The sequence below is a fragment of the Sorangium sp. So ce1335 genome (assembly GCF_051521615.1).
Taxonomy (GTDB): domain Bacteria; phylum Myxococcota_A; class Polyangia; order Polyangiales; family Polyangiaceae; genus Sorangium.
The window spans coordinates 9,247,852-9,273,484 of record NZ_CP150363.1 but is presented as its reverse complement, the minus strand read 5'-3'; the positions used below and the strand labels follow the sequence as shown (position 1 = coordinate 9,273,484).

Sequence of the window (25,633 nt, the reverse complement as noted above, 5' to 3'; positions counted from 1 at the left end):
CGGGCGGGCTTCACGGAGACCGGGGCAGCGGCCCTTCGCCTGGACGCGCGGGCGTCGCCGCCGGGGCCGCCTCGTCGACGTCGAACCGGCGCCGCAGCGCCGCCCGGAGCGCGAGGTACGCGAGGAACCCGACGGGCCCGAAGAACAGCGTCAGGGCCAGGCAGGGCACGACCGCCCAGTGCGGTATCCCGAGCCGCGCCGCGTCGCGCGCCTCCCAGGAGCCCGTGAACAGGTCGAACACGAGGTAGTGGATCCAGCCGACGAGCAGCACGTCCCGGCGCGCGAAGAGCTGCGCGACCCCGTGCAGCGAGCCGAACCCGCCCTCTCCCTTGCCGAAGGTCGGGATGATCGCGACCAGGTACACGAGCGCCAGCGCCGCCGCGGTGCCCAGCGTCGCGCGCTGCGTCCACCTCCAGCGTGGCGCGAAGGCGAGCAGCAGCCATCCGGGGACGACCGCCGCGTTGCAGATGGAGAACAGCGCTTCCAGATCCATGAGCTCCGGGCAGGGTAGGTGAGCGCCTCTCTAGCGGTCCAGGAAAGGGGAGCACGGCCGATCGCGCCCGGTCGCGCGGCGCCGGGCGCGGCGCGGGGCGCGCATGTCGCCGTCCTCGCGCCGGCCGCCGCGGTGGCCGGCGGCGTGAGCCGTCGTGGTAAAGAGCGGCCATGAACGAGCTGCTCCTGGCCCTGCTCCGGCACCCGCCGCTCGGGCGCGCGGCGCGGGCCGCGTCGGACTGGGTGGATCTCCAGCTCGCCCACGTCGTCGGCTCGCTCGCGCGCCTCGCCCCGCGGGCGCGCGGGCGGCTGCTCGACGTCGGCTGCGGGGACAAGCCGTACGAGCACCTCTTCCGCCCGCACGTGCTCGAGTACCTCGGCGTGGAGCACGAGGCCACGTTCGGCGCCACCGCCGCGCGCTCGCGCGGCAAGGCGGACATGCTCTATGACGGCGAGCGCCTTCCGTTCCCCGACGCCAGCTTCGACACCGTGCTGAGCGTGCAGGTCCTCGAGCACACCCCCCGCCCGGAGGCGCTCGTCGTCGAGATGGCGCGCGTGCTCCGCCCGGGCGGCCTGCTCATCCTGAGCGCGCCGTTCTCGTTCCGGCTGCACGAGGAGCCGCACGATTACTTCCGTTTCAGCCCTCACGGCCTCCGCGCGCTCTGCGGCCGCGCCGGCCTCTCGGTCGAGGAGATCCACCCGCACGGCAGCCTCTGGAGCCTGCTCGGCCACAAGGTGAACAGCTACCTCGCCCTGCGGGTCGCGCAGATCGGCGGCGTCGCGCAGTCGATGGGCAAGCTGGGCCACGAGGCCTCCGCCGAGGGCAAGGCGCGCGTCTGGACGCTGCCGCTCGTCGCGCCGGCGATGATCGCGGTGGCCGCCGGCGCGCGCGCGCTCGATCGCGCGCTGCCCGACCCCACCGAGGCGCTCGGCTTCACCCTGGCCGCGCGGCGCTCGCCACCCGCGAGCGGGTGAGGTGGGAGCTACTGGCCCAGCTGGCCCGGCTCGAGCTCCCTGGCGATGCGCTGCACGCTCTGCATCAGCGTCTTGATCTGGTCGCCGACGACGGGCCCCGCGTCCTCGACGAGCCCCTCGATCTGCCTGAGCACGGGCGGCAGCCCCTCCGCGGTGGCCTCGTGGATGCGCTCCCCTCCGAGCTTCGCCTCGATGCGCGCGAGCTCGTCTTTCAGCTCGCCGAGCGCCTGGGACACATGCTCTCGGTTCTGCACGTGCTCGTGCCGCGAGAGCTCATAGGCGATCGCGATGGCGCTCCGAACATCCCGCTGAACTTCCGTCCTCTCCATGCTTCTTCACCCGTGCCGTTGTCGGCGATGGTCTCAGCAGCGTCTCACGCAGGGGTCGTGATAGCAGCTTCCGTGCCCTCGCCGGCGCAGCGCCTTCTCCGGCCGAGCCAGTGAATGGCGCCTATCGGCCGCGCGAGGTCAGCGCGCCACGCCGGACGATCCGCCTCAGTTGTCGCAGATCGCCACGCGCTCGCGGAGCGGCAGGTCGGCTGTCGGCGGGGAGCTGAGGGCCCGGAGGAGCGGGGTCCGTGCAGGGGGCCCTTCAGGGCACCAGCTCGACGCCGCTGAACTCGATGGGAAAGGTGATGACGGTCGTCACGCCGCCCTGCGGCCTGGGGAACTGCATCTGCTCGAACGCATCGGCGACGCAGCGGTCGACCTGCTGGTTCTTCGTCGTCGACTTCAGGACATCGGCCTTGTTGACCTTCCCGCTCGGCCCGATGGTCGCCTTGACGGTCACCTTTCCCACGAACTTCGGCGAGCTCTTGATGCCGATCTTGTAGCACTCGTCGAACAGCTCTCCGTGCTTCTCCACGGCGTCGCGGACCTGCGCGTCCGAGATGCTGCCCCCGAGCGTGCCGGTCGCGACGGCGGTGCCGGGTGTCACCGTCCCGCCCCCGGCCGCCGCGCCCGGCCTCGCCGCGGCGGGCGGGGCCGGCGCGGGGACCTGCGATCCCGGCGGGGGCGCCTCGCCGGCGGCCGGCGTGGCCCCCGTCGCCGGCGGGGCTGCCGCGGCCGGGGCTGCCGTGTCCGCTGCGGCCGGGGCGGCCGTGCCCGCGGGCTCCGACGGCGCGGGCTGCGCCGGCGCCTGGGCGGACGGCGTCGGGGCGCAGCCCGCCGCGAGCGCGAGGACCAGAACCAGACAAGTTCGGCGAGAGCTCATGCCCGAAGGTAAAGCCGGAATGCGGCCCCTTGTCCACGAGGATGGCGGCGCGCCGCCCGCTCAGCGAAGCCGCAGCACCTCGACCTCGGACGCGCCGTTGCTGTCCACGAGCCTTGGCGCGCGGCCCCGCTCACGGGCCCTCATCGACGCCCAGAACACCTCGGTCCCCGGCCGCTTCCGGATCGGCACCGGATCGGCGTAGAGGAAGCCCGCCCTCCAGCGCTGCGGCGAGATCGCCGTCGGGAGGCCGACCTCGCGGGTGACCGGGTCGGCCATGGTCGTGGACAGCGGGGCGCGCTCGACGACCCGGGAGCGCACCGCGAGCGTCACGTCGTCCGCCGTGGGCCCGCCCGCGCGCACGAAGATCGTGAGCAGCGGCCGGGCGCCCTCGTGGAACGTCGTCCCGAGCAGCTCCGTCCCGTCGTCGAACCGCGCCCCGAGCGGCCCGAGCGCGGCGCTGATCTCCGCGAGGAGCGCCGCCGCGCGCGCGCCGTCGCCCGCGGCCAGGGCGATGTTGTGCGCGATCCGCTTCTGCTCCAGCGTCTCGGGCGCCTCGGTCGGCGGCTCCGCCGGCTGTCCGAAGTGCGCGCGCAGCTCCCAGGTGAGGAACGGATCGGGCACGATGTCGCGCTCGGGCTCGGTGCCCGAGACGAGGTACCACGCGAGCAGCCCCGGCTCCCGCTCGCGAAACGAGAACGCCTCGATCCCGCGGGCGCGCGCGTCCGCGGGGGGGCCCGCGTCGCCGGGGGCGCGCGCGTCGCCGGGGGCGCGCGCGTCAGCCGGGGGGCGCGCGTCGCCGGGGGCGCGCGCGTCAGCCGGGGGGCGCGCGTCGCCGGGGGCGCGCGCGTCAGCCGGGGGGCGCGCGTCGCCGGGGGCGCGCGCGCCGGCCGCGCCGAGCGTCCAGAACGGGCCCACCGCCGTGATGTCGAACCGCCGCGCCAGGCTCGCCTGGTCGCGGTCGAGCATGAACCGCGTGTCCACGAGGTAGGCGCCGCGCGGCGGCTCCTGCCGCGGCGCGGGCCGGTTCGGCCGGACGACGCGCCCGCCGAGCGCCCAGACCTGGGCCCAGGTGGCCTTCATGCCCTCGTGCATCTCGACGATCGCGTCCGCGGGCAGCCTCGGCGCGAGCCAGCGCAGGAACGCGGTCTTCGCCCCGTCGGAGTGGATGAGGTGCCCCCGTTCGTTGAAGCGCCCGCCCGTCTCGCGCGCGTAGCGCAGCGCCGGGATCCCGTCGCGCAGGACGACGGCGAGCGGCGCGAGCCACAGCGCGAGCGCCGCGAGCGCCGGCCACGCGGGCGCCTCCGGCGCGGGCGGCAGCGCGCTCGGGGCGACGGGCTGCGCGGCGGCGGCGCGCTCGAGCAGCGACGCGCCGGTGGCGACGAGGGCGGCGGCGGCGAGGGCGAAGTACGCGCCGAAGTAGTGGGGCCAGAAGATGTGGATATCGGCGCCCTGGCGGAAGACGACGTACTGCACCGTCGCCGTCGCGAGGTAGAGGAGCGGCAGCGCGTCGTGCTCGCGCCGGAGCAGGGCGAGCCGCGCGGCGCACACGATCGCGCCGAGCTTTCCGGCGGCGATGGCGACCGGCGTGAACGAGAGCTCGATCCAGTACCGCCGGCTCGCGAGCACCTCGCCGAGCGGCTCGGCGTTGCCCGAGGAGCGGAACCCGTAGCTCGCCAGGAGGTCGCCGAGCTTGCCGGCGTGGTGGAACAGGGCGAGGTAGAGCGCGGCGGTCATCGCGGCGAGGAAGGCGGTGAGCACCCACCATTGCGCGTAGCGCCGCTCGTGGACCGGGCCGAAGACGCGCTTCGGGAGCAGGTACGCCCGCGTCGCCCCGAACACGAGCAGCCCGCCCGTGAGCACGAACGCCGGCCAGTCGGCGTGCATCCCGAGCGTGAGGCCGAGGGCGCTCACCGCGAGGTAGCGGCGCCGGGACGTCTGCGTCATCCGGACGTACCCCCAGAGCCCGAGCAGCGTCCAGGCCATGACCGGGACCTCGAGCGCGTTGAGGTTCGCGAACGACAGCGTGATCGGCAGGACGACGAACGCCGCCGCCGCTGCCGCGCCTGCGGCGGGGCGGTAGACGCTCCGGCCGATGGCGTGGAGCAGGGGCGGCGTCGCGGCGCTGAGCAGGACGGCGGGCAGGCGGCAGACGACGTCGTGCCGCCCGAGGACGTTCATGAGCCCGGCGGTCGTCCAGAAGATCCCCCACGGGTGGTGGCAGTAGTACATCTCCGGCGGCGGCCGGCTCGCTGTGTACTCCCAGACGGGCCCGGCGATCTTCCAGCGGAGCATGTTCTCCGCGATGATCCCGACGCCGGCCGACGACGCGTAGTGGCCGGCGAGGATGGGCCCGAACATCTCCCACGCCGCCGCGAGCGCGAACCACGCTGTCGCGATCGCGGTGACGGCGAGCGCCGCGCGGCTCTCGAGCCGGGACGCGCAGGGGAGGCCGCGCAGGTCGGTCGGGCGGGGGGCTGGGCGGGGCGGCAGCAAGGCGCGGGCAGCTTATGTCGACGGCGCCTCCCGGCGAGGCGAGAAGTTCCCGGAGGGCGCGCGTCGCGCCTCAGGGCCCGCCGGCGCGCGTCGCGCTTCGGGGCCCGCCGGCGCGCGTCGCGCTTCGGGGCCCGCCGGCGCGCGTCGCGCTTCGGGGCCCGCCCGGCGCGGAGCGACCTCCGGCGGCCGGCAGCAGCGCTTCGGCCCACGTCGCGCGCCGCGCGCCGCCCGCGGCCCGCCGCTCGGCGCGGGTGCGGGTCGCTGGTCGAGGGCGGCTCGGGTAGGATAGGGCATGTCGATCGAGGCGCACAGGCAGGAGCATCGTCGGGCGCAGCGCGACGGCAGGGAGCACGACCCGACGCACTATCCTGTGGAGAAGAAGATGGGGGAGGACTCGCTTCAGACGTGGATCGTGGAGCTCCTCCGTCCGCTGATAGAGCGCTGGTACGGCGAGCTGGGTCGACCGAGGTTCGTCGGAGCGGACCAGTTCATCTACTACCAGCAGTTCGACCCGTCGAAGGTGGTGGCCCCGGACGTGTACGTGCTGCCCGGCGTGGCGCCCGGGCGTCGCGTGCGCAGCTGGAAGGTGTGGGAGACGGGGATCGCGCCGAGCTTCGCGCTCGAGGTGGTCTCGTCGGAAGACCCGTACAAGGATTACGTGGACGCGCCCGAGCGCTACCGGGAGCTCGGGGTGAAGGAGCTCGTGATCTTCGACCCGGACTGGGAGAGGGGCCGCGACCGGGTGCGGTGGCAGCGCTACCGGAAGCTGAAGACGCGCGGGTTCGTGCGGGTCGAGACGACGAACGTGGACCGTATCCAGGCGCGGGTGCTGGGCTGCTGGTTGCGGGTGATCGGCACCGGCGAGGAGGCGCGGCTGCGGCTTGCGACGGGTCCCGAGGGCGAGGCGCTGTTTCCGACCGCCGCGGAGGCGGAGCGCGCGGCGAAGGAGGCTGAACGGGCGGCGAAGGAGGCGGAGCGGGCGGCGAAGGAGGCGGAGCGCGCGGCGAAGGAGGCGGCGCTGGAGCGCATCGCGGCGCTCGAGGCGCAGATCGCGAGCGCCGCGGGGGGCGGCGGCAAGGGATACGGACCACCGTGATCCTCGCCTGAAGCGGGATTGCCTGGCAGTGGACCCGCAGGCGCCGCCGCCGGGAGGCGCCTCCGACTCGGTTCAGGATCGACGCGCCCCCCGGCCGGGGAGGCGCCGGCAGGTCGGGACCTCTCGGCGCGGGCTCCGGAGGCCGCCCGGTCGATCGCAGACCGACCGAGCCCCCCTTGGAAGGCGGCGCCGGCAGGTCGGGACCTCTCGGCGCGGGCGCCGGAGGCCGCCCGGTCGATCGCAGACCGACCGAGCCCCCCTTGGAAGGCGGCGCCGGCAGGTCGGGACCTCTCGGCGCGGGCTCCGGAGGCCGCCGGGTCGATCGCAGACCGACCGAGCCCCCCTCCGGAGGCGGCGCCGGCAGGTCGGGACCTCTCGGCGCGGGCTCCGGAGGCCGCCGGGTCGATCGCAGACCGACCGAGCCCCCCTCCGGAGGCGGCGCCGGCAGGTCGGGACCTCTTGGCGCGGGCTCCGGAGGCTGCCGGGTCGGTTCCCGCTCGGCCGAACCCGCTTCTCAGGGCAGAGCCCGCAGGTCCATCCCCGCCGCGAGATGGTAGCTTCCCGCCACCTTGGGTACCCCGTCCCCCCCGGCGGAGCCTCCGTCGGCGCCCGGCCCCACGCCCCTCGCGCCGCGCCCCGGCCCGCTCCGCCGCGCCGCGGCCGTCTCGCGCCGCGCGGCGGTCCTGAGCCCGCTCCGCCGCGCCGCGGCCGCCCTGAGCCCGCTCCGCCGCGCCGCGGCCGCCGCGCGCCGCGCGCCGCTCAGCGCCGCGCTCGCGCTCGTCGTCATCGCCGTCTCGGTCCACGTGATCGCCGTCCCGCTCGCGGTCGTCCGCTATCCGCCGATGACCGACCTCCCGTTCCACGCGGCCCAGACGGCGGCGCTCAGGCACTACCTCGACCCGGCGTGGCACTTCCGCGAGCAGTTCACGCTCCAGCCGCTCGCGGTGCCGTACATGTCCATGTACGCGCTCGGCGCCCTGCTCATGCTCGTCCTGCCCCCCGTGGCCGCCGTGAAGGTCGCGGCGGGGGCGATGCTCGCGCTCCTGCCTGCCGGCCTCGCCGTCCTCTTCCACGGCCTCAAGCGCAGCCCCCTGCTCGGCGTCCTCGGCCTCGTCCTCGTCTGGTGCAACCTCACGCACTGGGGCTTCCTCAACCACATGGGCGCGCTCGGCCTCTTCGCGATGGTCGTCGGCCTGACCCTCCTGCTCGTCGATCGCCCCTCGCGCGGCCGTCAGATCGCGCTCGCGCTCGCGCTCGTCGCGCTGTTCTTCACCCACGTCTTCCGCTTCCCGTTCGCGCTCGCCGCCGTCGTCGGCGCCGCGATCGTCGTGTTCCCCGCCACGCGGCGGCTCCGCCCCATCGCGCTCCCGCTCGCGCCCGCGCTCGCGCTCTTCGCCGTGTGGCTCGCGGTCCGCACCGACACCCTGCACGCCGCCCCGTTCGCGCCCGCGCTGCACTGGGAGCGGCTCGGCGAGATCCCCGCGCTCCTGTTCACGAGCTTCACCGATCCCGCCGAGGCGGCGGCCGCCCGGCGGGCGGCGCGCCTCGTGCTCGCCGCGCTGCTCGTGTGCGCCGCCGGCGCCGCCGCGCAGCTCGCCGGCGCCTCGCCGGACGCCGCGCAGCCCGCCGGGGCCTCGCCGGACGCCGCGCAGCCCGCCGGCGCCTCGCCAGGCCCCGCGCAGCCCGCCGGGGCCTCTCCCGCGCCCGCCGCCGCCGCGCGCGACCGCGCCTTCGCGCGCCTCGCGGCCCTCGTCCCGGTCGCCTGCGCGGCCGTGTTCCTGGGCCTGTTCCTGACCCTGCCGCTCCAGATCGGCCTCTGGTGGTACGTCTACCCGCGCGAGATCGTCGCGGCCCTGTTCCTCGCCCTCGGCGCCTTCCCGGACCTGCCGCGATCGCCCTGGCTCAAGGCGCCCGCCGTGCTCGCGCTCTCGGCCGCGGCGCTCTCCCTCGGCGCCGTGGTCCAGGACAACTACCGCCGCTTCGACGAGAGCACCGGCGACTTCGACGCCATCATCGCCCGCATCCCGCCCGCGCCGAAGCTGCTCTACCTCGTCTTCGATCACGGCGGCTCGACCCGGTCGACGACCCCGTTCATCCACCTGCCCGCGTGGGTGCAGGCCACGCGCGGCGGCTGGCTCAGCTTCCACTTCGCCGTCTGGGACGCCTCGCCCGTCGCCTACCGCCCGCGCTCGGAGCCGGGCGCCGTCGTCCCGCCGCCAACGCCCCTCCGGTGGGAGTGGACGCCGGAGAAGTTCGACGTGCGCCGCCACGGCGCCTTCTTCGACTGGTTCCTCGTCCGCCGGCGCGCGGGGGCCGATCGCCTCTTCGCGAAGGACCCGAGCATCGTCCCCGTCGATCGCGTCGGCGACTGGTGGCTCTACCGGCGGAGCAGCGCGCCGTAGCGCGCGCCGCTGACCGGGCTTCTGTTACCATGCCGCCCATGCGCCGCTCCTCTCCCACCTCCGCGCCCGCGCTCCTCGCCGCCGGCTTCGCCCTCCTCGCGCTGTGCGCGTGCGGCTCCGACGACCCGCCCGATTCGTCCGGCGCAGGTGGCGCGGGCGGCTCTCCGAGCGCGGAGGGCGGCGGCGGCGCCGCCCCGGACCAGGGGACAGCGTGCTCGGAGCCGACGCCGGTGCCGTGCGAGGACGAGGTCTTCCAGCAGATGAGCCTCCAGTCGACGGTCGCGTCCGGGGAGATCCGCAGCGAGCCGGACGGCGACGGGTTCCGCTCCTTCGTCGACGCCACGGCCGGCGGCGCCTTCTCCGCCGATCCGGACGCCTACGTCTATGCCCGGTTCACGGACGGGGGCCTCGAGAAGGTCGAGATCTCCGACGAGGACGCGCTCGGATCCATGGGCTGGGACATCGCGTTCCGGCGCTACGTCGTGCGCATCAACAGCGGCCACTCCGGGCCTTCGTGCGTGACGGCGGCGCGGCTCCCCGGCACGCCGGACTACGACGCGCTCACCGAGGTCCCCGCCGACCCGAGGCTCCGCCGCGACGAGTACTTCACCGACAGCTGCGACCTCATCCCCGACGGCTCCGGCATGGGTGCCCCCGCGACGGCGCTCTCCAGCTACTGGACGTACCCCGGCTGCGTGCAGATGACCGGCCTCGTCTACGTCGTCGCGCTCGCCGACGGCCGGAGGCTCAAGCTGACCGTCACGCACTTCTACAACGAGGAGGTCCAGGCGCAGTGCCAGGAGACCGGGACCGTCCCGATGGGGGACAACGGCTCCGCCAACCTCCAGATCCGGTGGGCCTTCCTCCCGTGACGCGGAGCCCCGGCGCCGCGGCCCCGCGCGCGCCCGCGCTCGCCGCGGCCCCGCGCGCGCCCGCGCTGGCCGCGGCCCCGCGCGCGCCCGCGCTCGCCGCCCTGCTCGCGCTCGCCGTCCTGCTCGCGCTCGCGGCCTGCGGCGCCGGTGAGCCGGCCGCGGGGCCGCTCGACGGGCCCGCCGCGGCGCCGCTCGACAGGCCCGACACGCGCGGCACCCAGCTCCAGTTCCGGTTCGATCCGGACGACGTCGTCGAGACCTTCGCGTCGACCTCGGGGAGCTTCCTTGTCCACTTCGCGCGCGAGGGGCGCAACGCGGTCCCCGAAGCGGACGCCGACGCGACGGGGGTCCCCGACTTCGTCGAGGAGGTCGCCGCCGTCTACGACGAGGTGATCGTCCACTACCGCGACGTCCTCGGCTTCCGGCCGCCGGCCAGCGACGAGGGCCTGCCCGACAACGGCGGCGACGGCCGCTTCGACGTCTACCTCGTCGACTTCGCCGGCGTCGGCGACGGGGTGTTCAGCGCCGACACGTGCGGCGAAGGCGGCGGCGAGGACCGCTGCGCCGGCTTCATGACCCAGGAGAACGACTACGCGGGCTACGACTACCCGTCGACGCGGACCGCGAACCGGATCCTCGGCAGCCACGAGCTCTTCCACGCCGTGCAGGCGGCCTACGACAACGATCAGGACACGGTGCTCAGGGAAGGGACCGCGGTCTGGGCGACCGAGTCGTTCGACCCCGCGCTCCGCGACTTCGAGGGCTTCGTCGACGGCTACCTCTCGAACACCGATCGATCGCTCGACGTGCCGCTCGGAGGCCCCGTCGACCCGTTCAGCTACGGCGGCGCGCTCTTCTTCCAGTTCCTCGAGGAGCGCCACGGCGAGGGCACGGTCCGCTCGCTCTGGGAGCGCGTCGAGGACGGCGCGTTCGACGAGGCGGATCCTGTGTGGTTCGAGCAGCTCGATCCGCTGCTCTCGTCGCGGGCAGAGACGACGTTCGCCGAGGCGTTCGTGGAGTTCGCCACCTGGAACCTGCTCACGGGCGCCGCCGCCGATCCCGCGCGCTCCTACGCCGGCGGGGCCGGCTACCGCGGGCTCGTGCCGCAGCGGGTCAGCGCGCCGTACAGCGACAGGCTCCGCGTGTTCCACGCGTCGGCGCAGTACTTCAGCGTCCCGCCCGGCGGGCGCGCGCGCATGACGGCCGCGCTCGCGGCGCCCGCCGGCGACCCGGTCCAGCGCGACGGCCTCGCCCTGCTGCTCGCCGCGCGGCGCGGCGGCGCGTACGGCGACGTCGTGCGCGCCGACGACCCCGCCGCGGGCGCTGCGCCGATCGACACCGAGGGCGCCGACGGCCTCGCCGTCATCGTGGTGAACCCCCTGCAGGACGGCGAGTCGCGCAAGCCGACGCTGTGCATCGGCACGGCCGATGAGGTCGCCGCGTGCCGCGCCGCCGTGGAGGGCGGGGCCGGCGGCGATGGAGGTGGCGGTGGTGGCATGGGCGGCGCCGCCGGTGAAGGTGGCGGCGAGGCGCCGCCCGGCGGCGCAGAGGGCGGCGCCGACGACGGGTGCGGCTGCCGCATCGGATCGCCCGTCGACGCGGCCGGAGCCGCCGCCGCGCCCGGGAGCTTCGCGCTCGGGGCCGCGCTGCTCGGGCTCGCGGCGCGCCGGCGCGGCGAACGGGCGCGCCCGGACGGATCGTCGCGCCGTCATCGCGGCAGAGCTCGATGAGGCGGCCGGGACCGCCCGCGGCGCTGCCGTCGTGAAACGCCCGTCCAGCGCGCCGCGCGAGGCGCTACGATGCGCCGCATGAGCGACCCCGGCCGTGCGGACGCGAGCCCCTGGCTCCGTGAAGATCCTGACGGATTCCTGTACACCGAGCTGGAGGGCGACCTCACGGAGGAGGCAGCGCGCGCGGTCGCCGCTGCGTGCCGGCGCGTCAACGACAGCGGCCGCGAGGTCCTCATGCTCTGCGACGGACGTCACACCGGCACCGTCGCGGCGTCCTCGCGAAAGGCGCTGGTGGACGGGCTGCGCACCGTTCGCTTCCGCGCCATCGCGATCTTCGGCGCGAGCTTCCCGGTGCGCGTCATCTCGACGCTCGCCATGAAGAGCGTCCAGATCCTCAACCGGAAGGCCTACCCGCTGGAGTTCTTCGAGACGAAGGCCGAGGCGCGCGCGTGGCTCCTCGCGCAGCGCGACGCGATGCGCGCCGGGCCGAGGCCTGTCGCGTGACGTCACCCGCCGCGGCGCGCCCGGCCCGCCCCGCGGCTGCCCGCCCGGCGGCTGCCCGCCCCGCGGCGGCGCGCAGCAGCGGCAAGGCCGAGCAGCGCCGCGGCCACGGCGCCGCGGCGCTCGCCTGACGGCGCGCCGGCCGCCGCGCACGCGCAGCCGCCCTGCTCGGCCGCGTCGTCGGCGGGCTCGCCCTCCCCCCCGAGCGGCGGCGGCGGGGGCGGCTCGTCGCCGAGCACCTCCCGGAGCGCCGCGACAGGGTCGATGATCCCGTACCCGAAGATGGGGTCGTGCCCGTCCTCGCCGGGCACGGCGTACGGCGCCGGCCGCGCCGTGCGGATCATCAGGTCGTAGAGCTCGCCCGCGGTCAGCTCGGGCGCCGCGCTCACGAGCAGGCCCGCGACGCCGGCCGCCACCGGGCACGCCGACGAGGTGCCCCCGAACAGCGTCGTGTAATCGGTCGGGTCGTCGCCCTCGCGCCCGGCGATGTCGGTCGTGAGCGTCCCCGCGGGCGCGACGAGGTCCACGGCGCGCCCGCGGTTCGTGAACGACGTCTCTTCCTCCAGGTGGTTGACGGCGCCCACGGTGAGCACGCCGCGCACGGCCTGGAGCTCGTCGTCGCCGATCTCCCGGTCGTCGTTGCCCGCGGCGAAGAGGACGAGCGCCCCTTTGCCGTCGCGGCCGGCCTCGAAGAGGCGGTTGATCGCGTCCTCGACGACCCTGGGGACGGGCATCGGCTCGGCGTATCCCCAGCTGTTCGACACGATGGAGGCGTTCACCTCGAGGGCGAACTCGAAGGCGTCGACCGACGCGGAGATGGGCCGCGGCTCCTCGTCGAGCAGCCGCACGCACCGCACCCTGCAGTCGGGGCAGCCGCCCGCGATGCCGACGCCGTTGTCGGTGTCGGCGGCGACGAGGCCCGCGCACGCCGTCCCGTGGTTCGCGCCGTCCTCGCCCGGCGTGTAGGTGGGGTCGTCGTCGTCGTCGATGACGTCGCGGCCCGGATCCATCTTCGCCGCGAGGTCCGGGTGATCGAGATCGCAGCCTGTGTCGACGACGACGATGGAGGTGGACGCGTCTCCCCGCGTTCGCCCCCAGGCCTCTTCCATCCGGAGGTCGTCGAAGTACCACTGTCCGGGCAGGCGCGGGTCGTCCGGCGTGAACGGCGCCCCTCGCGCCGCGAGGCGCACGTGGAGGTCCGGGATCGCCTCGCGCAGGAACGCCGGCCGCCCGGCGCCCTGGAGGCGCTCGGCGAGAGCGAGGCCGTCGCCGCCGCCCGCATCCCGGGCGAGCCAGAGCCCGATGGAGGGCATCAGCGGCCTCACGAGCTCCACGCCCGCCGCGGCGAGCGCGCCCTCGGCGCCCAGCTCGACCTCCACGATCGCCGTCGCGCCGACGCTCGCGTGGACGGTCCGCCCGCCGGGGTAGTGGAGCCGCACCGGCGCGAGCGCGGCGCCGGATCGATCCAGCGCGGCCGGCCCGAGCCGCTCGACAGCGACGCGCCGCCCGCCGTCGAGGAACGACGGCATCCGGGCCGCGGGCGGGCTGGCGAGGGCGTCGCCGGTCGCGGTGGCCGCGAGGAGGAGGAGCGTCGCCGAGGAGAGCGGGGCGAAGGGATTGCGTCGCATCGCCCTCCTGGATCTACAGGACCGCGCTGCGTCCCACCAGCGCCGCACCGGCGTTGTGTTCGGGCGAGAAGGATACAAACCGCAAGGGCGCAAGGAGCGCAAGGAGGAGAAAGGGAGCAGAAGAGTATGAAGTTGCTCTTTCTCCCCCTCACTCCCTCTGGAACACCGACCACGTTGAGCGAGCGAGAAGTGAACCGCCAAGGCGCCAAGGACGCCAAGGAGAAGACAATGTCTTGGCGTTCTTGGCGTTCTTGGCGGTTCGAAGTTCTGCTCGTTTCAGGCGGGTTCAACCCGTTTGTTGCTTTAGCGCATCGAGCCGCTTGGAAGTCCGGGGAACAACGCAAAGACGCAAAGACGCAAAGACGCAAAAATCTTTTTCTTTGCGCCTTTGCGCCTTGCGTTGAATTCTCGCTCTTCCTTCGCCTTTTCTGAAGAGATGAAGAGATGCGGGGGAGCGCGCTTGTCGTGGAGGGAGGGCCCCTGGCCCGGCGGGCGGGGCGAGACGGGCGCGGGTCAGGCCTTCTGGGCGCCGCGGATCACCATCGACTGGAGCATGTCCATCAACCTGGAGAGGTCCTCCCGGGCCGATCCTTCGGGGAGCCCGGCGAGGCGCGTCGCGACGCGCTCGAGGAACTGCTGCCTCGCCCGCTCGAACCCCGCGGCCTGCTGGTCGTGCAGCGCGCAGGTGACGAGCTCCTGATCGAGCTGCCGCCAGAAGAACTTGCCCTCGACGGTCGCGGCGCAGATCCTGCCCGTGAAGCCGACCGCGGTGCGCGCGCCCGCGTCGACGAGCCTGTCGAACAGCGGGCCGCTCGCGGTCTCGCCGCAGCAGAAATAGAGCACGCGACCGCGCGCCCAGAGCTCGATCTCCTGCGCCGGGCTGTCGTGCGAGATCAGGATCCCGTCGGGCGACTCGTCGTCGACAACGCAGCTCGTCTTGCCGTGGGACGACACGACGATCGCGCGGAACGGGTTGCCTCCGCTCTCCGCGCGCGCGATCTGGCGGAGGATCCGCCTCCGCTCCGCGCTGGCGCGCCCGAACGGCACGATGGAGAAGTACTCTCCCATGCGGCCGTAGAGCTGCGTGCGGCCAGCGGCGAACCAGGCGCTGTCCGGGTCGAAGGATGTGTCAATCGAGAGTACAGGTCGAGCCGTCATTCTATCTCCTTCGAAGAGCCCCCTGGGCGCCGTCCAGCGCTCGCCCCCACCGGCGAGCGCCGCCGCGCGGTCGCGCCAGTCACGCCGGTTGCGCCGGTTGCGCCGACCAGCCAGCGCCTGACATCAGATCAACTCCACCAGCATCTTCACCCCGTCCTCGGCGCCCTATGCCGCCTCGGACTCCAGCCGCATGAACCGCGACAGGGTACGATAACAACTGTAAGGGAATTCCCCCAACAAAAATCGTAGAGGACCTGACGGTGTTCTCGCTTGCAAGGAGCTCACGGCGTCCTCGTTGTCCTCGTCGTGTTCATGTGTTCCGGCGTGGGTGTGGCGTGAGCTCTGGCACGCGCGCATTGCGTCGTGGTGTCATTTCGAACAATCGCTGGAGGTGCCCGTGCTCTCGAGCTCACGAGGGCGCGGGAGCGGCGACCGCGCCGCGGTGCGGCCGCCGCGCGCGGGTCAGGGGAGGGGCGCCGCGGCGTCGGTCTGGCCCAGGACGAGCTTGCGGGGCTCGCTGCGCCGCAGCTCGGTCATCCTCGCCTGCATCTCCTGTCCGAGCTCCTCGCGCTCGGCGTCGTCGAGGAGCTTCTTTACCTTGGGGAAGAGGTTCTCTTCCTCCTCCTTGTGGTGGTGCTCGAGCTGCTCGGCCAGCACGTGGAGCTTGGGCCCGAACTTGTCGTCCGCTGTCTCCAGGGCCAGGAGGTCGGCCAGCACGCGCTTGAGCGACAGGTGCTCCTCCAGCGACTCGAGGAGGATGTCCTCGGTGCGACGGGCCCGGACCGCCGGGTAAAACTGCTGCTCCTCGATCGTCATGTGGGTGACGAGGAGGTCCGCGGCCGTCGAGAACTGCTCAGGGGTGACGGAAGAGGCCTTCTTCAGGCCGTTGAACTGCTGCTCCAGCTCGCGGTGATGGCGTTCGAGAAGTTCGATGGCGTCCATGATTTCTCTATGCGGCGACCCTCGCCCATGAGCAAGCTGGGCGCCCGAAGGAATCTCCGCCATCCGGCGCTCGTCCATCCGCGCGCCGCGCGCCGCGCGCCGCCTGCTCCCCCGCGGCCGCGCCCTGTCCAGCCCGCTGGAGGGCGGCGCTGACGCTCGCGGGCCCCGCGGCGCGCGGCGGCTCGCGCGCGGCCGGATGACCCGTGCGGCGGGGCCAGTGTAAGCTCCCTGCATGTACTCGCCCAGGGCGTTCGTGGAGACTGACCTCGATCGGCAGCTCGATCTCATCGAGGCCCATGGCTTCGGCTGCCTCATGGTCCAGGACGGGCAAGGTGGCATCGAGATCGCACACCTGCCTTTCGTGCTCGATCGCGGCGTGGGGCCCCACGGGCGCCTCCGCGCCCACGTCGCGCGCGCGAACCCCATCTGGCGGCTAGCGACCGACGGAAGGCCGGTCGTCGCCGTGTTCTCCGGGCCGCACGGGTACGTCTCGGCGCGATGGTACGAGGAGCCGACACGGCAGGTGCCGACGTGGAACTACGCCGTTGTTCACGCGCACGGACGCGCCTCTGGCCCGATGGATCGCGACGACCTGAGCGCGCTGCTCGACGATCTCGCCGCCATCCACGAGCGCGGCGCGGCCGAGCCCTGGAGCACGCGCGCGCTCGATCGCGAGCTCCACGAGAGCCTGCTCCAGGGGATCGTGGGGTTCGCGATAGCGATAGAGCGCCTCGAGGGCAAGTTCAAGCTGAGCCAGAACCGCTCGCCCGCCGACCAGGCGCGCGTCGCGCGCGCGCTCGCCGAGCGCGGGCGGCCCGACGACCTCGAGATGCTGCGATGGATGAAGCCGCCGAGCGGCCAGGGGCGATGAGCCGACAGGGCGGCTGGCCCGCCCCTCAGGCAGGGCTCCACGCACGCTCACGCAAGCTCACGCCAGATCGAACAACAGCACCTCGCCCCGATCCTTCCCGACGAGGTGCAGCGCCCCTCCCGCCCTGATGGCCGCCGCGTCCCCCGCCTCGAGCAGCGTCCCGTTCAGCTCGACGCTGCCGCGCGCGACGTGGACCCAGGCGCTCCGGCCGGACGGCAGCGCATAACGCGCCTCCTCTCCCTGCCCGAGCAGCCCCGCGAACACGCTCACGTCCTGGTGCACCGTCACCGAGCCCTCGCGCCCGTCCTGCGAGGCGACGAGCCGCAGCTTGCCCCGGCGCTCCTCCTCGGAGAACGCCTTCTGCTCGTAGCTCGGCTCATGCCCGCGCCGGTCCGGCAGGATCCAGATCTGCAGCAGGTGGGTCGTCGCCGTCTTCGAGGCGTTGAACTCGCTGTGGAACACGCCCGTGCCCGCGGACATGCGCTGGACCTCGCCGGGGCGGATGATCGACCCGTTCCCCATGCTGTCCTTGTGCTCGAGCTCCCCCTCCAGGACATACGTGACGATCTCCATGTCCTGGTGCGGGTGCGTCCCGAACCCGCGGGCCGGAGCGACGTAGTCGTCGTTGATCACCCGCAGCGCCCGGAAGCCCATGTGGTCCGGGTCGTGGTAATCGGCGAACGAGAACGTGTGGTACGACTGGAGCCAGCCACGGTCGGCGTAGCCGCGCTCGCTGGATCGGCGGATCTGCATCGAAGGGGTGTTGCTCATGGGACCAGCATGGGCCCGCCGAACCATCTTGTGAATCGGCATTCGCCTCATGGGTTCCATCTGCGCGGTAGATGGTTCTCGTCGCTGCGCCGCCGGTTCAGACGACCTCGAGGTTGGTCACCTCGGCGTCCATCCAGGGCCCGCCCTCGGGGTGGACGACGAACGCGTCGAACGTCGCGGCCGTGGGCCGCGCGCCGGCCGGCCTGAGCTCGTCCGCGGGGACGATCGCCAGGTTGGGCGCGCTCACGACGGGCAGGGTCGCCTCCCCGGCGAACGCCTCCGACGCCGCGCGAAGCACCGCCGCGACCCGCCCGGAGGTCGGCTCCGGCAGGTAGAGCGCGTCCACCGTCGCCGCCCGATCGATCCCCTGGGCCGTCGCGATCTCCGACAGGAACACCGCCGCGGCGCCGACGGCCCGGCCCGCCTCCTCGACGCGCAGCAGCCGCCGGGGCCGGGGATCGCGGAGGCTGTGCTCGAGCTGCGCCGCGTCGGGCGCCGACCACAGCACGCGCTCGTCGCCGCACGCCGCGATCGCCGCGAGCACGTCCTCCACCGCCGCCGGCACGGCGACCGCCTGCGGCGGCACGGCGCTCGCGCGGGGGACGAAGCCGTGGTTGCGGCACGCGGCGAGCGCCTTCCGCTGGAACCCGACCCTGTCGACCGCCGCGAGGAGCACGCGCCGCGCGGCCGCGGACTGCGCCTCCACGAACACCGCGATCGGCAGGCCGGCGGCGCGGAGCCCGCCGAGGAGCTCCGCGTACAGCCGGCTCGCCAGCCCCTGGCCCCGGAACCGCGGGCGCACGCTCACGAACGACAGGACGTATCCATCCGACGCGACGCCGCGGAACCGGAAGCGGCGCGGCGCGACGCCGATGAAGCCGGCCGGCTCGCCGCCGTCGCGCGCGAGCACGGCCCGCGGCGACGGGCCGGGGAAGGTGAACTGCCACCGCAGGTAGTCGGCCGTGTAATGGAGGGCCGGCGGCGGCCACGCGTCGCGAAGGACGAGGCTCGCCTCCTCCGCCGCGGCGACCGGGTCGACGTGCTCGATCTGCATGGCCGCGAGCGTCGCAGAACCGCCCGGGAAACGGAACCGACGGGATCGCGAGGAACGCGCGGGGATCCGCGAAAGCGCGCGGAGCTACAGGCCCGCCATCTCGGGGGCGCGCCGCACCACGTCGGGCCAGCGGGACGGGTCGCTGCCGTGCTGGGCGAGGAACGCGTAGACCCACCGCTCCAGGCCGAACGCGATGCACACGCTGTGCATCGGGCCCGCGCCCTCGATGGTGCAGCTGAACGCGCGGCCGAAGAAGTCGGTGTGGTAGTTCAGCGAGCCGGCCGCCACCCGCTCGCCCTCCGGCAGCATCAGCGAGATCTCGTATTTCGTCTCGCTGCTGATCTGGAAGTACGTCTTCGCGGCCGCGTCCGGCGCGATGAAGAACGGATCGCTCGCCGTCCGGATCTCGCCCGCGAGCCGGTGCTCGTCGAGGTAGCGCGCCACGAGCTCGTTCCCCTGCTCGCGCAGCCCGAGGACGTCCTCCCGCGAGCCGAGGAAGACGATCTCCCGCATCGTGAACTCCCACAGCCGCCGGAGGTCGACCATCTTGCTCGACTCGTAGCGGAAGCAGCGGCCCGCGAGCGCGTAGCGCGCGCCCGCCGCCGGCAGCACGCGGTCGCGGTTCGCGGCGTACACGTGGTAACAGACCGCCGGCGAGAGGCAGACCTCGGGGTGCGCCATGTCGCCGAGCGCCCGCTCGTCGAGCGTCTCCCGGTCCTGGTGCCGCGCGCGGAAATCCTCGATGCGCGGCATGTCCTCCGGCAGGTGGCACGTGAAGGTGACGATGTGGGGGAAGGATCGGAAGTAGTCGCACTTCGCCAGCGTCGCCGCCGGGATCAGCGTCGGCACGAGGATCGGGCTCGGCGAGAACGGCGCGCCGAGCGCCTCGAGCGAGCGATCGAAGTAGCGGTAGAGCCGCAGCGGGACGCCCTCGAGGGCGACCTGGCCCTGCCCCATCTGCGTGATCCCGCCGGGGAGCGCGCCGCCGCGGAACTCCACCCGGTCGCACGCCGGGCTGCGGTAGACGAGCTTGCGCGTGAGCTGCCGCAGGCTGCGCTGCATCGTGCGCGCGAGGCCCTCGGCCGCGCGCGCGAGGTCGGCCGCGCCCTGCTCGGGGGCCTCGAACTCGAGCGCGGCGCCCTCGCGGACGAAGCGGATGTTCGAGATCTCCTTCGACAGAAAGGCGATCTGCTTCGGGATCTCCTCCTGCGCCATCTCGGTCGCAGGGGTCGCGAGCTCGACGGTGACGGTCTTCCTCACGGGGCGAGCTCCTGGATCAGCGCGCTCAGCGCGCGCGGCGTGCGCGCGACGCTGAACCTGTCGTCGGGCAGGGTCACGTTGAACTTGTCCTCCAGCTCGGTGAGGAGCTGGAGCGCGCGAATCGAGGAGAACCCCGCGTCGTAGATGTCGTCATCGGGCTTGATGACCGCGGGCAGGCTGCCGACCGTGACGATGACCTCGATAACCTTCTCCACCTCGATCGCCATCAAGAGCTCCTGGGTCAAGATGCGCTGTCGGCCAGCGCGCGCGCCCCGCCGGCGTCGTTGCTCTTCCCGTCGGCGCGGTCCACGGCGGGCTGGACGACGAGCGGCGGCGGCGGCTCGGTCCGCAGTGATGCCACCCGGCGCGCCGGATTTCCAGCCACGACCGTGTACGGCGGGACATCGGCCATCACGATCGAGCCCGCCGAGACGACGCTGCCCTCGCCGACCGTCACCCCCGGGAAGATCATCGACCGGGCGCCGAGCCAGACGTTGTCCTCGATGACGACGGGCCGCACCTCGCTGTCCGCCGGAGGCAGGCCGCGCTTGCGGTCCTCCGGATCGCTCGGGTGGCCGCTCGAGTCGAGGATGTAGACGCTCCCCGCGATCCGGCAGTGATTGCCGATGGTGACCGACTTGCCGACGATGATCCTGCAATCGTGCCCGATCCCGGTGCCATCGCCGATCCGCAAGGTCGGGCGGTCGGAGAACCGGGCGGCGAACACGATGTTGATCTTGCCGTCGAGCACCACATTGTCGCCGAGGATCAGGTCGCCCTTGCCCTGGATGTAGTGAATGAAGTTCCCCGCCCGGACACCCTTGCCGTAGCTGGCGCAGTGCGACTTGAGGTGCGGCTCGCAGACGAGGACGCGAGCGCCGAACCAGTACGCCTCGCGCGCCGCCTCGAACGCGATCCGCATCGGGACCACGATCGGCCGCGGCGCAGGGAGGGTGAAGCTGTGGACCTGGCGTCGCACATGGCGCACGGCGCGTGCGACGGTGTGGTCTGACGTGGCGAGGAATCGAACCAGGTTCTTCATGGAGGGTCGCTCTGCGCAGCCTGGCCGGAGCAGCGGTGTTCAGCGGGGCCCGGCAAGAATGACGGAAGGAACGTCAGGGAGCCTGAGACTATACCTCGGAGCCAGGCCGCGTCGATCGTTCTCCAGCTGTCGTGTCGGCGCTGCCCCGCGCTTTATTACAATCCAGTTACAGGCGGCGCGGCATTCATGTGCGCTCTCACGCTTCCACGCTCCCACACTCCCACGCTCCCACGCTCCCACGCTCCAGGCTCCCACGCTCCAGGTGAAAGCAAATACCGTGACAGGACGTGGCGCGGGCCACGCGGCGCTGCTTCAGGCCGGCTCTCGTCGCTCGCCCGTGGTGGGGGCGGCGCCCGCGGGGGCAGCGGCGGTGGGGTTCTTCGCCTCCATATGGGGCAAAACGCCCCGGAGCAGGGCCAGGCCGAGCGCGGCCTCCACGAGGGTGAGCGCCACCGCCCAGGTGGTCGTCGTGGCGGCGATGGCGGCAAGGCGCTCCTCGCGCGTGACGCCGGCCGCGAAGCCCTCGAACATCGCGGCGGCGAGCACGTCGCGCGTGCCGAAGCCCTGCGGGGTGAGGGGCAGCGTCACCGCCACCATGAGGATCGGGATGTACGTCAGGGCAGCCCCGAGGGGGATGCGCACGCCGAAGAACCAGAAGGGCAGCCAGGTGCCGAGGAAAAGGACGACGAGGTGCGGCAGGCGCGCGGCGAGGGCGACGAGGTGGCCGCGCACCCCGGCCTCGAAGAGCGGGGCGAGGAGCTTCGTGCGGGCGAGGCGGGCAGGGCGCAGCGCGAGGACCGCGAGGTAGAGGACGCCGGCCCCGAGGAGCAGGGCGGAGCCGGCGAGCGGCCCGCCGTTCGCCGGCACGGCGATCGCGCCGAGGAGCAGCAGGCAGCCGAGCCACGAGGCGTAGACGACGAGCGTCGCGCCGGCGACGCGCGCGAGCGGCACGCCGTGCGCGCGCGCGAGGAAGACGGTGATGAACGCCTGGCCGACGTGGTGGTTGAGCAGCGACGGGAGGTAGGAGGCGCCGCGGAGGACGAAGAAATCGCGGAAGGCGACGGGGGCGATCAGGCGGCGGTAGACGAGGACGGTCGCGAGCGTGTCGGCGGCGAGGAGCGCGACGATGAAGAGGGCGGCGAGCGCGCCGAAGAGCGGGGCGTCGACGCGCGCGAGGGCGGCGCGGAAGGCGCCGAGGTCGAGGCGGTCGAGGACGAAGGCGACGAGCCCGATCGCCAGCGCGAACGGCAGGGCGCGGCGCGCGCGCTCCCGGAGGCGCGGCGCGGGGCGCTCGGGCAGATCGCCGCCCTGCGGCGGCGCCGCGGCGGCGAAGGGGCCGGTGTGGGTCGAGGAGCGCAACGGCGCGACCGTAGCAGAATCGCGCCGGTAGGGCCGGTTCGTCGCGCGCCGCCCGGCGACCGCGCCCCGCATGGGGCATAGTCGCGACCATGTCCAAGTACGACTACGATCTGTTCGTCATCGGCGCCGGCTCCGGCGGCGTGCGCGCAGCCCGCATGTCCGCTTCCTACGGCGCGAAGGTCGCCGTCGCGGAGTCGCGCCACCTCGGCGGCACCTGCGTCAACCTGGGGTGCATCCCGAAGAAGCTCCTCGTCTACGCCTCGCACTACGCCGAGGACTTCGAGGACGCCGCCGGCTACGGCTGGACCGTGCCCGGCCACGGCGCAGGGGGGGACGGACAGGGCGGCCCGTCGTTCGACTGGTCCACGTTCCTCCGCAACAAGAACAAGGAGATCGAGCGCCTGAACGGCGTCTACGAGCGGCTGCTGAAGAACTCGGGCGCCGACATCCGCTGGGGGCAGGCCAGGGTCGTCGACCCGCACACCGTCGAGATCGACGGCGCCGCCGTCACCGCCGAGCGGATCCTCGTCGCGACCGGCAGCACCCCGTGGATCCCCGACGTCCCGGGGCGCGAGCTCGCCATCACCTCGGACGACGCGTTCCACTTCAAGACCATGCCGCGGCGCGCGGTCATCGTGGGCGGCGGCTACATCGCGGTCGAGCTCGCCGGCATCTTCCACGGGCTCGGGGCCAAGGTGTCGCTCGTCCACCGCGGCGTGCACCTCCTGCGCGGCTTCGACGACGACATCCGCGCGTTCCTCGCCGCCGAGATCCAGAAGAAGGGCCTCGACCTCCGCCTCGGCGCCAGCGTGGAGAGCATCGCGCGGCGCGGCGACGGGCTGTGCGCGACGCTCGCCGACGGCACCGACCTCGAGGCCGACTGCGTGCTGTACGCGACGGGGCGCCTGCCGAAGACGAGGGGGCTCGGCCTCGAGGAGGTCGGGGTGGTGCTCGACGAGGACGGCGCCGTCGTCGTGGACGACGCGTTCCAGAGCTCGATCCCGTCGATCTACGCGATCGGCGACGTGATCGCGCGCGTGCAGCTCACGCCCGTCGCCATCGCCGAGGCGATGGCGCTCGCGAAGCGGCTCTTCCGCGGCGAGACGGCGCGCGTGGACTACGCCGGCATCCCGACCGCCGTCTTCAGCCAGCCGAACGTGGGCACGGTCGGCCTCTCGGAGTCGCAGGCGCGCGAGCAGCACGACGTCGCCGTCTACCTCTCGATCTTCCGCGCGCTGAAGCACACCCTCTCCGGGCGCGAGGAGAAGACGATGATGAAGCTCGTCGTCGACCGGGCGACCGACCGCGTGCTCGGCGTCCACATGGTCGGGCCGGACGCGGGCGAGATCATCCAGGGGTTCGCCGTCGCGCTGAAGTGCGGCGCGACCAAGGCGCAGTTCGACGCCACGATCGGCATCCACCCGACCGCGGCCGAGGAGTTCGTCACGATGCGCGAGCCGCTGCGGAACGCGGACCGAAGCCCGCCCATGGGCATCGCGCCGAGCTCCGCGTAGCCCCCGCGCGGCGGCAGCGCCCGCTCGCCCGCCAGCGTTCGCGCCGAGCGCGCTCCTCTGGTATGGACCGCGCGATGTCGACCCACGCCTCGAGCCCCTTGAAGCCCGTCGGCCTGCTCACCCGCACGAGCGACCGGTCGTTCTACGTCTTCAACGCCGTGCTCTCCGCGGCCGCGCTGGCGTTCCTCGCCTACATCCTGATCATCCGGCGGGGCGCGGGCGGCGCCGACCTCCGCTTCATGCCCCCGCTGAACGCCGCCCTGAACGCGACGGCCGCCACGCTGCTCGTCGCGGGCTGGATCGCGATCAAGCGCCGCGCGATGGTCGTTCACAAGTACCTGATGGTGTCGGCGTTCGTCGCGTCGTCGCTGTTCCTCGTCGGCTACCTCGCCTACCACTTCGTGCACGGCGACACGAAGTACCAGGGCACCGGGCCGCTCCGCGCCGTCTACTTCGCCGTCCTCATCTCGCACATCGTGCTCTCGGCGGGGATCGTGCCGCTCGCGCTGACGTCGTTCTACTTCGCCTACAAGGCGAACTTCGCGAAGCACGCACGGGTCGCCCGGGTGACGCTGCCCCTCTGGCTCTACGTGTCCGTGACCGGCGTGCTCATCTACTTCATGCTGCGCGGCAGCCCGCCAGCGGTGCCGTGAGCGCGCGCCCCGCGCCGCCGCCCGCCGTCGTCGCTCTCGCTGTCCCCTCCCTCAGAAGTCCTTGATGCTCCCGCGCCGCCCCTGGAGCCCGCCGAGGAGATAGCGGTGGGCGGCCAGCGCCGCGGCCGCGAGCTCCTCGTGCTCGTAGACCTCCTCCATCAGCGGGATCGGGTGCTGGTAGAGCGTGTCGCTCGCCACGATCCGGGGCCACGGCAGGCGATCGGGGTCGGCGCCCTCCACGCCGGCCGCCTTCATGACCGCGAGGAACTCGTGGGCGATGAGGCCCTGGCCGATGACGCTCGGGTGGACGCCGTCGAGGCTGACGATGCCGCCGGCCACGCGGCGCCCGGCGCGGTCGACGTGGTAGTAGCGGGTGTCCATCGGCGGCGCGACGCCGTCCTTGAAATAGGCCGGGAACGCGTACGTCGGCTCGCCGCCGCTGCGCCGGTACGCGAGCCTGTCCAGGCTGCCGGAGATGTCGACGAGGTGATACCGCCGGGCGCGGTGGCGGGCGTTCTTCTCCTCGAGCAGCGCCGCGATCTGCGCGTTGCAGGCGTCCACCGTCGCGTCGATGAGCCGCGCGTCCCTCTCGGTGAGGTGCGGCGCGCCGGCCTCGACGAGGCGGGTGCCCTGCGCGAGCGGCGGGTACGTGTAGTAGGGGAAGTAGCGCGGCGAGCCAGGGAGCGGATCGCCGACGCCGGCGGCGAGGGGCGCGATCGTCACGTGGGGCACGTTGGCCACGAACACGCGCCAGCCCGGGTGCTCGTTGCGCCGCATGGTCGTGTCGACGCGGTCGAGCAGCTCGCCGTACTCGGCGACGAAGTCGTCGGGCATCCAGAGGTTCCACTGCGCGCGGGTGCGCTCGTCGAAGCCGAGCGAGACGGGACGCCGGTCGGGCCTGTCCTCGGTCGCCGCGACGCTGAGGAGGATCGCCGCGCCGACCGCGTTGTTCGGGCCGAGCCAGAGGAGGAGGCTCTCGACACCCTCGCCGCGCGCGTGGTGCGCGAGCCAGTCGAGCTGGCTGAACCGGTCGAGGCGCTCGTCCAGCGACGGGTTGAGGACGCGGAGCGCGGTCCTGTAGAACGACGCGTTCGGGACATGGAGGAAGCCGTCGCCGGCGCCGGGCGCCGCGGCGATCCGCTGCTTGCAGAGCGCCGGCGTCACGAGCCACGCGTCGGCCACGTCGAAGCCGTACACCGAGACGTTGTGGAACCAGGGGACGCTCCCCCCGCGGTACGGGCCGGCCCCCTCGCCCCGCTCGTAGTACTCCTCGGACGCGTCGAGCACCCGGTTCACCTCGGTGAGGAGCGCGGTCCACTCCAGCCCGTCGATCCTCGACCCGAAGGCGAGGTAGAGGCGGCGGAGCACGACCTCGAGATCGAGGAGGAGCCCGTGGGCCGGGTAGTCGGGCACGCGGTACGCCGGGCTCGAGAGCGCGTCGCCGACGTCGACGCCGAGCGCGCGCGCGATCCACGTCGCGTAGGCGAGGTGGGTGCGCGCCGCGCCGAGCGACATGACGCCTTGAGAGATGCTGTCCCCGATGGTGAAGAGCTTCATGCTGCGGTCCTCACGCGTCCAAGGTCAGCGCGCGATCGTATCCGAACGCGC

Annotated in this window: 24 protein-coding genes; 10 read left to right on the top strand and 14 right to left on the bottom strand. The window is 73.5% G+C overall.

Features of this window, described 5'->3' with window-relative positions; genetic code table 11:
• Positions 1-10 precede the first annotated feature (10 nt).
• Positions 11-493 carry an ABA4-like family protein gene (locus WMF24_RS34415; RefSeq protein ID WP_437731682.1) on the bottom strand — a complete coding sequence of 161 codons (483 nt, stop codon included), beginning with the start codon at positions 491-493 and terminating at the stop codon, positions 11-13.
• A 170-nt stretch (positions 494-663) separates the two neighbouring features.
• Between WMF24_RS34415 and WMF24_RS34410 the strand changes: the two genes are divergently transcribed.
• Positions 664-1,467, top strand: a complete 804-nt coding sequence (locus WMF24_RS34410) for a class I SAM-dependent methyltransferase (protein ID WP_437731681.1) — start codon at positions 664-666, stop codon at positions 1,465-1,467.
• A gap of 8 nt (positions 1,468-1,475) precedes the next feature.
• Here the strand turns inward: WMF24_RS34410 and WMF24_RS34405 are convergent, their stop codons facing one another.
• The 3 genes from WMF24_RS34405 to WMF24_RS34395 all read right to left on the bottom strand — a co-directional run bounded on the left by WMF24_RS34405 (position 1,476) and on the right by WMF24_RS34395 (position 5,172).
• Positions 1,476-1,796, bottom strand: a complete 321-nt coding sequence (locus tag WMF24_RS34405) for a hypothetical protein (protein ID WP_437731680.1) — start codon at positions 1,794-1,796, stop codon at positions 1,476-1,478.
• A gap of 262 nt (positions 1,797-2,058) precedes the next feature.
• Entirely contained in the window at positions 2,059-2,679 is a 621-nt protein-coding gene (locus WMF24_RS34400) for a TonB family protein (protein WP_437731679.1), read from the bottom strand.
• Between the two features lie 60 nt (positions 2,680-2,739).
• Positions 2,740-5,172 carry a glycosyltransferase family 39 protein gene (locus tag WMF24_RS34395; protein WP_437731678.1) on the bottom strand — a complete coding sequence of 811 codons (2,433 nt, stop codon included), beginning with the start codon at positions 5,170-5,172 and terminating at the stop codon, positions 2,740-2,742.
• A 292-nt stretch (positions 5,173-5,464) separates the two neighbouring features.
• Here WMF24_RS34395 and WMF24_RS34390 point away from each other — a divergent pair, with 292 nt between their 5' ends.
• The 5 genes from WMF24_RS34390 (at position 5,465) to WMF24_RS34370 (ending at position 11,776) form a co-directional block, all read left to right on the top strand.
• On the top strand, positions 5,465-6,268 hold the full coding sequence (locus WMF24_RS34390) for a Uma2 family endonuclease (RefSeq protein ID WP_437731677.1): 804 nt from the start codon (positions 5,465-5,467) through the stop codon (positions 6,266-6,268).
• Between the two features lie 569 nt (positions 6,269-6,837).
• Entirely contained in the window at positions 6,838-8,670 is a 1,833-nt protein-coding gene (locus WMF24_RS34385; RefSeq protein WP_437731676.1) for a hypothetical protein, read from the top strand.
• Positions 8,671-8,708: 38 nt separating this feature from the next.
• Positions 8,709-9,542: an HmuY family protein gene (locus WMF24_RS34380; protein ID WP_437731675.1), complete on the top strand. Its 834-nt coding sequence runs from the start codon at positions 8,709-8,711 to the stop codon at positions 9,540-9,542.
• Positions 9,539-11,272, top strand: a complete 1,734-nt coding sequence (locus tag WMF24_RS34375) for an MXAN_6640 family putative metalloprotease (protein WP_437731674.1) — start codon at positions 9,539-9,541, stop codon at positions 11,270-11,272. Before WMF24_RS34380 ends, WMF24_RS34375 begins: the two co-directional genes overlap by 4 nt.
• Before the next feature lie 78 nt (positions 11,273-11,350).
• Entirely contained in the window at positions 11,351-11,776 is a 426-nt protein-coding gene (locus WMF24_RS34370; RefSeq protein ID WP_437731673.1) for an STAS/SEC14 domain-containing protein, read from the top strand.
• Between the two features lie 2 nt (positions 11,777-11,778).
• Here WMF24_RS34370 and WMF24_RS34365 read toward each other — a convergent pair whose 3' ends face one another.
• Positions 11,779-13,401, bottom strand: a complete 1,623-nt coding sequence (locus WMF24_RS34365; RefSeq protein WP_437731672.1) for a S8 family peptidase — start codon at positions 13,399-13,401, stop codon at positions 11,779-11,781.
• A gap of 126 nt (positions 13,402-13,527) precedes the next feature.
• Between WMF24_RS34365 and WMF24_RS34360 the strand changes: the two genes are divergently transcribed.
• Positions 13,528-13,833, top strand: a complete 306-nt coding sequence (locus WMF24_RS34360; protein WP_437731671.1) for a hypothetical protein — start codon at positions 13,528-13,530, stop codon at positions 13,831-13,833.
• A gap of 81 nt (positions 13,834-13,914) precedes the next feature.
• Here the strand turns inward: WMF24_RS34360 and WMF24_RS34355 are convergent, their stop codons facing one another.
• Both WMF24_RS34355 and WMF24_RS34350 read right to left on the bottom strand, forming a co-directional pair.
• Positions 13,915-14,559: a hypothetical protein gene (locus tag WMF24_RS34355; RefSeq protein ID WP_437731670.1), complete on the bottom strand. Its 645-nt coding sequence runs from the start codon at positions 14,557-14,559 to the stop codon at positions 13,915-13,917.
• 462 nt (positions 14,560-15,021) lie between these two features.
• Entirely contained in the window at positions 15,022-15,501 is a 480-nt protein-coding gene (locus tag WMF24_RS34350; RefSeq protein ID WP_437731669.1) for a hemerythrin domain-containing protein, read from the bottom strand.
• 232 nt (positions 15,502-15,733) lie between these two features.
• On the opposite strand from WMF24_RS34350, the gene WMF24_RS34345 reads away from it, so the two are divergent.
• Positions 15,734-16,372, top strand: a complete 639-nt coding sequence (locus WMF24_RS34345; protein ID WP_437731668.1) for an FMN-binding negative transcriptional regulator — start codon at positions 15,734-15,736, stop codon at positions 16,370-16,372.
• Positions 16,373-16,429: 57 nt separating this feature from the next.
• Here WMF24_RS34345 and WMF24_RS34340 read toward each other — a convergent pair whose 3' ends face one another.
• The 6 genes from WMF24_RS34340 to WMF24_RS34315 form a co-directional block, all read right to left on the bottom strand.
• On the bottom strand, positions 16,430-17,143 hold the full coding sequence (locus tag WMF24_RS34340) for a pirin family protein (RefSeq protein WP_437731667.1): 714 nt from the start codon (positions 17,141-17,143) through the stop codon (positions 16,430-16,432).
• 97 nt (positions 17,144-17,240) lie between these two features.
• Positions 17,241-18,197 carry a GNAT family N-acetyltransferase gene (locus tag WMF24_RS34335; protein ID WP_437731666.1) on the bottom strand — a complete coding sequence of 319 codons (957 nt, stop codon included), beginning with the start codon at positions 18,195-18,197 and terminating at the stop codon, positions 17,241-17,243.
• A gap of 84 nt (positions 18,198-18,281) precedes the next feature.
• Complete coding sequence (locus tag WMF24_RS34330) at positions 18,282-19,457, bottom strand: hypothetical protein (protein ID WP_437731665.1); 1,176 nt, start codon at positions 19,455-19,457, stop codon at positions 18,282-18,284.
• Positions 19,454-19,684 carry an acyl carrier protein gene (locus WMF24_RS34325; protein WP_437731664.1) on the bottom strand — a complete coding sequence of 77 codons (231 nt, stop codon included), beginning with the start codon at positions 19,682-19,684 and terminating at the stop codon, positions 19,454-19,456. Before WMF24_RS34325 ends, WMF24_RS34330 begins: the two co-directional genes overlap by 4 nt.
• A gap of 14 nt (positions 19,685-19,698) precedes the next feature.
• A complete protein-coding gene (locus WMF24_RS34320; RefSeq protein ID WP_437731663.1) occupies positions 19,699-20,499 on the bottom strand; it encodes an acyltransferase in 801 nt (266 codons plus the stop codon).
• Between the two features lie 312 nt (positions 20,500-20,811).
• Positions 20,812-21,858, bottom strand: coding sequence for a lysylphosphatidylglycerol synthase domain-containing protein (locus WMF24_RS34315; RefSeq protein ID WP_437731662.1), 1,047 nt, complete (start codon positions 21,856-21,858; stop codon positions 20,812-20,814).
• An 89-nt stretch (positions 21,859-21,947) separates the two neighbouring features.
• Between WMF24_RS34315 and gor the strand changes: the two genes are divergently transcribed.
• Positions 21,948-23,372: a glutathione-disulfide reductase gene (gene gor / locus WMF24_RS34310; RefSeq protein WP_437731661.1), complete on the top strand. Its 1,425-nt coding sequence runs from the start codon at positions 21,948-21,950 to the stop codon at positions 23,370-23,372.
• A 62-nt stretch (positions 23,373-23,434) separates the two neighbouring features.
• Entirely contained in the window at positions 23,435-24,025 is a 591-nt protein-coding gene (locus WMF24_RS34305) for a DUF420 domain-containing protein (protein ID WP_437731660.1), read from the top strand.
• Positions 24,026-24,076: 51 nt separating this feature from the next.
• Here WMF24_RS34305 and WMF24_RS34300 read toward each other — a convergent pair whose 3' ends face one another.
• Complete coding sequence (locus WMF24_RS34300; RefSeq protein WP_437731659.1) at positions 24,077-25,582, bottom strand: hypothetical protein; 1,506 nt, start codon at positions 25,580-25,582, stop codon at positions 24,077-24,079.
• Positions 25,583-25,633: the final 51 nt, after the last annotated feature.

Coding starts and splice junctions, on each gene's coding strand:
- WMF24_RS34415 (WP_437731682.1), bottom strand. CDS start 493: ATGGATCTGGAAGCGCTGTTCTCCATCTGCAACGCGGCGGTCGTCCCC.
- WMF24_RS34410 (WP_437731681.1), top strand. CDS start 664: ATGAACGAGCTGCTCCTGGCCCTGCTCCGGCACCCGCCGCTCGGGCGC.
- WMF24_RS34405 (WP_437731680.1), bottom strand. CDS start 1,796: ATGGAGAGGACGGAAGTTCAGCGGGATGTTCGGAGCGCCATCGCGATC.
- WMF24_RS34400 (WP_437731679.1), bottom strand. CDS start 2,679: ATGAGCTCTCGCCGAACTTGTCTGGTTCTGGTCCTCGCGCTCGCGGCG.
- WMF24_RS34390 (WP_437731677.1), top strand. CDS start 5,465: ATGTCGATCGAGGCGCACAGGCAGGAGCATCGTCGGGCGCAGCGCGAC.
- WMF24_RS34380 (WP_437731675.1), top strand. CDS start 8,709: ATGCGCCGCTCCTCTCCCACCTCCGCGCCCGCGCTCCTCGCCGCCGGC.
- WMF24_RS34370 (WP_437731673.1), top strand. CDS start 11,351: ATGAGCGACCCCGGCCGTGCGGACGCGAGCCCCTGGCTCCGTGAAGAT.
- WMF24_RS34365 (WP_437731672.1), bottom strand. CDS start 13,401: ATGCGACGCAATCCCTTCGCCCCGCTCTCCTCGGCGACGCTCCTCCTC.
- WMF24_RS34360 (WP_437731671.1), top strand. CDS start 13,528: ATGAAGTTGCTCTTTCTCCCCCTCACTCCCTCTGGAACACCGACCACG.
- WMF24_RS34355 (WP_437731670.1), bottom strand. CDS start 14,559: ATGACGGCTCGACCTGTACTCTCGATTGACACATCCTTCGACCCGGAC.
- WMF24_RS34350 (WP_437731669.1), bottom strand. CDS start 15,501: ATGGACGCCATCGAACTTCTCGAACGCCATCACCGCGAGCTGGAGCAG.
- WMF24_RS34345 (WP_437731668.1), top strand. CDS start 15,734: ATGTACTCGCCCAGGGCGTTCGTGGAGACTGACCTCGATCGGCAGCTC.
- WMF24_RS34340 (WP_437731667.1), bottom strand. CDS start 17,143: ATGAGCAACACCCCTTCGATGCAGATCCGCCGATCCAGCGAGCGCGGC.
- WMF24_RS34335 (WP_437731666.1), bottom strand. CDS start 18,197: ATGCAGATCGAGCACGTCGACCCGGTCGCCGCGGCGGAGGAGGCGAGC.
- WMF24_RS34325 (WP_437731664.1), bottom strand. CDS start 19,684: ATGGCGATCGAGGTGGAGAAGGTTATCGAGGTCATCGTCACGGTCGGC.
- WMF24_RS34320 (WP_437731663.1), bottom strand. CDS start 20,499: ATGAAGAACCTGGTTCGATTCCTCGCCACGTCAGACCACACCGTCGCA.
- gor (WP_437731661.1), top strand. CDS start 21,948: ATGTCCAAGTACGACTACGATCTGTTCGTCATCGGCGCCGGCTCCGGC.
- WMF24_RS34305 (WP_437731660.1), top strand. CDS start 23,435: ATGGACCGCGCGATGTCGACCCACGCCTCGAGCCCCTTGAAGCCCGTC.
- WMF24_RS34300 (WP_437731659.1), bottom strand. CDS start 25,582: ATGAAGCTCTTCACCATCGGGGACAGCATCTCTCAAGGCGTCATGTCG.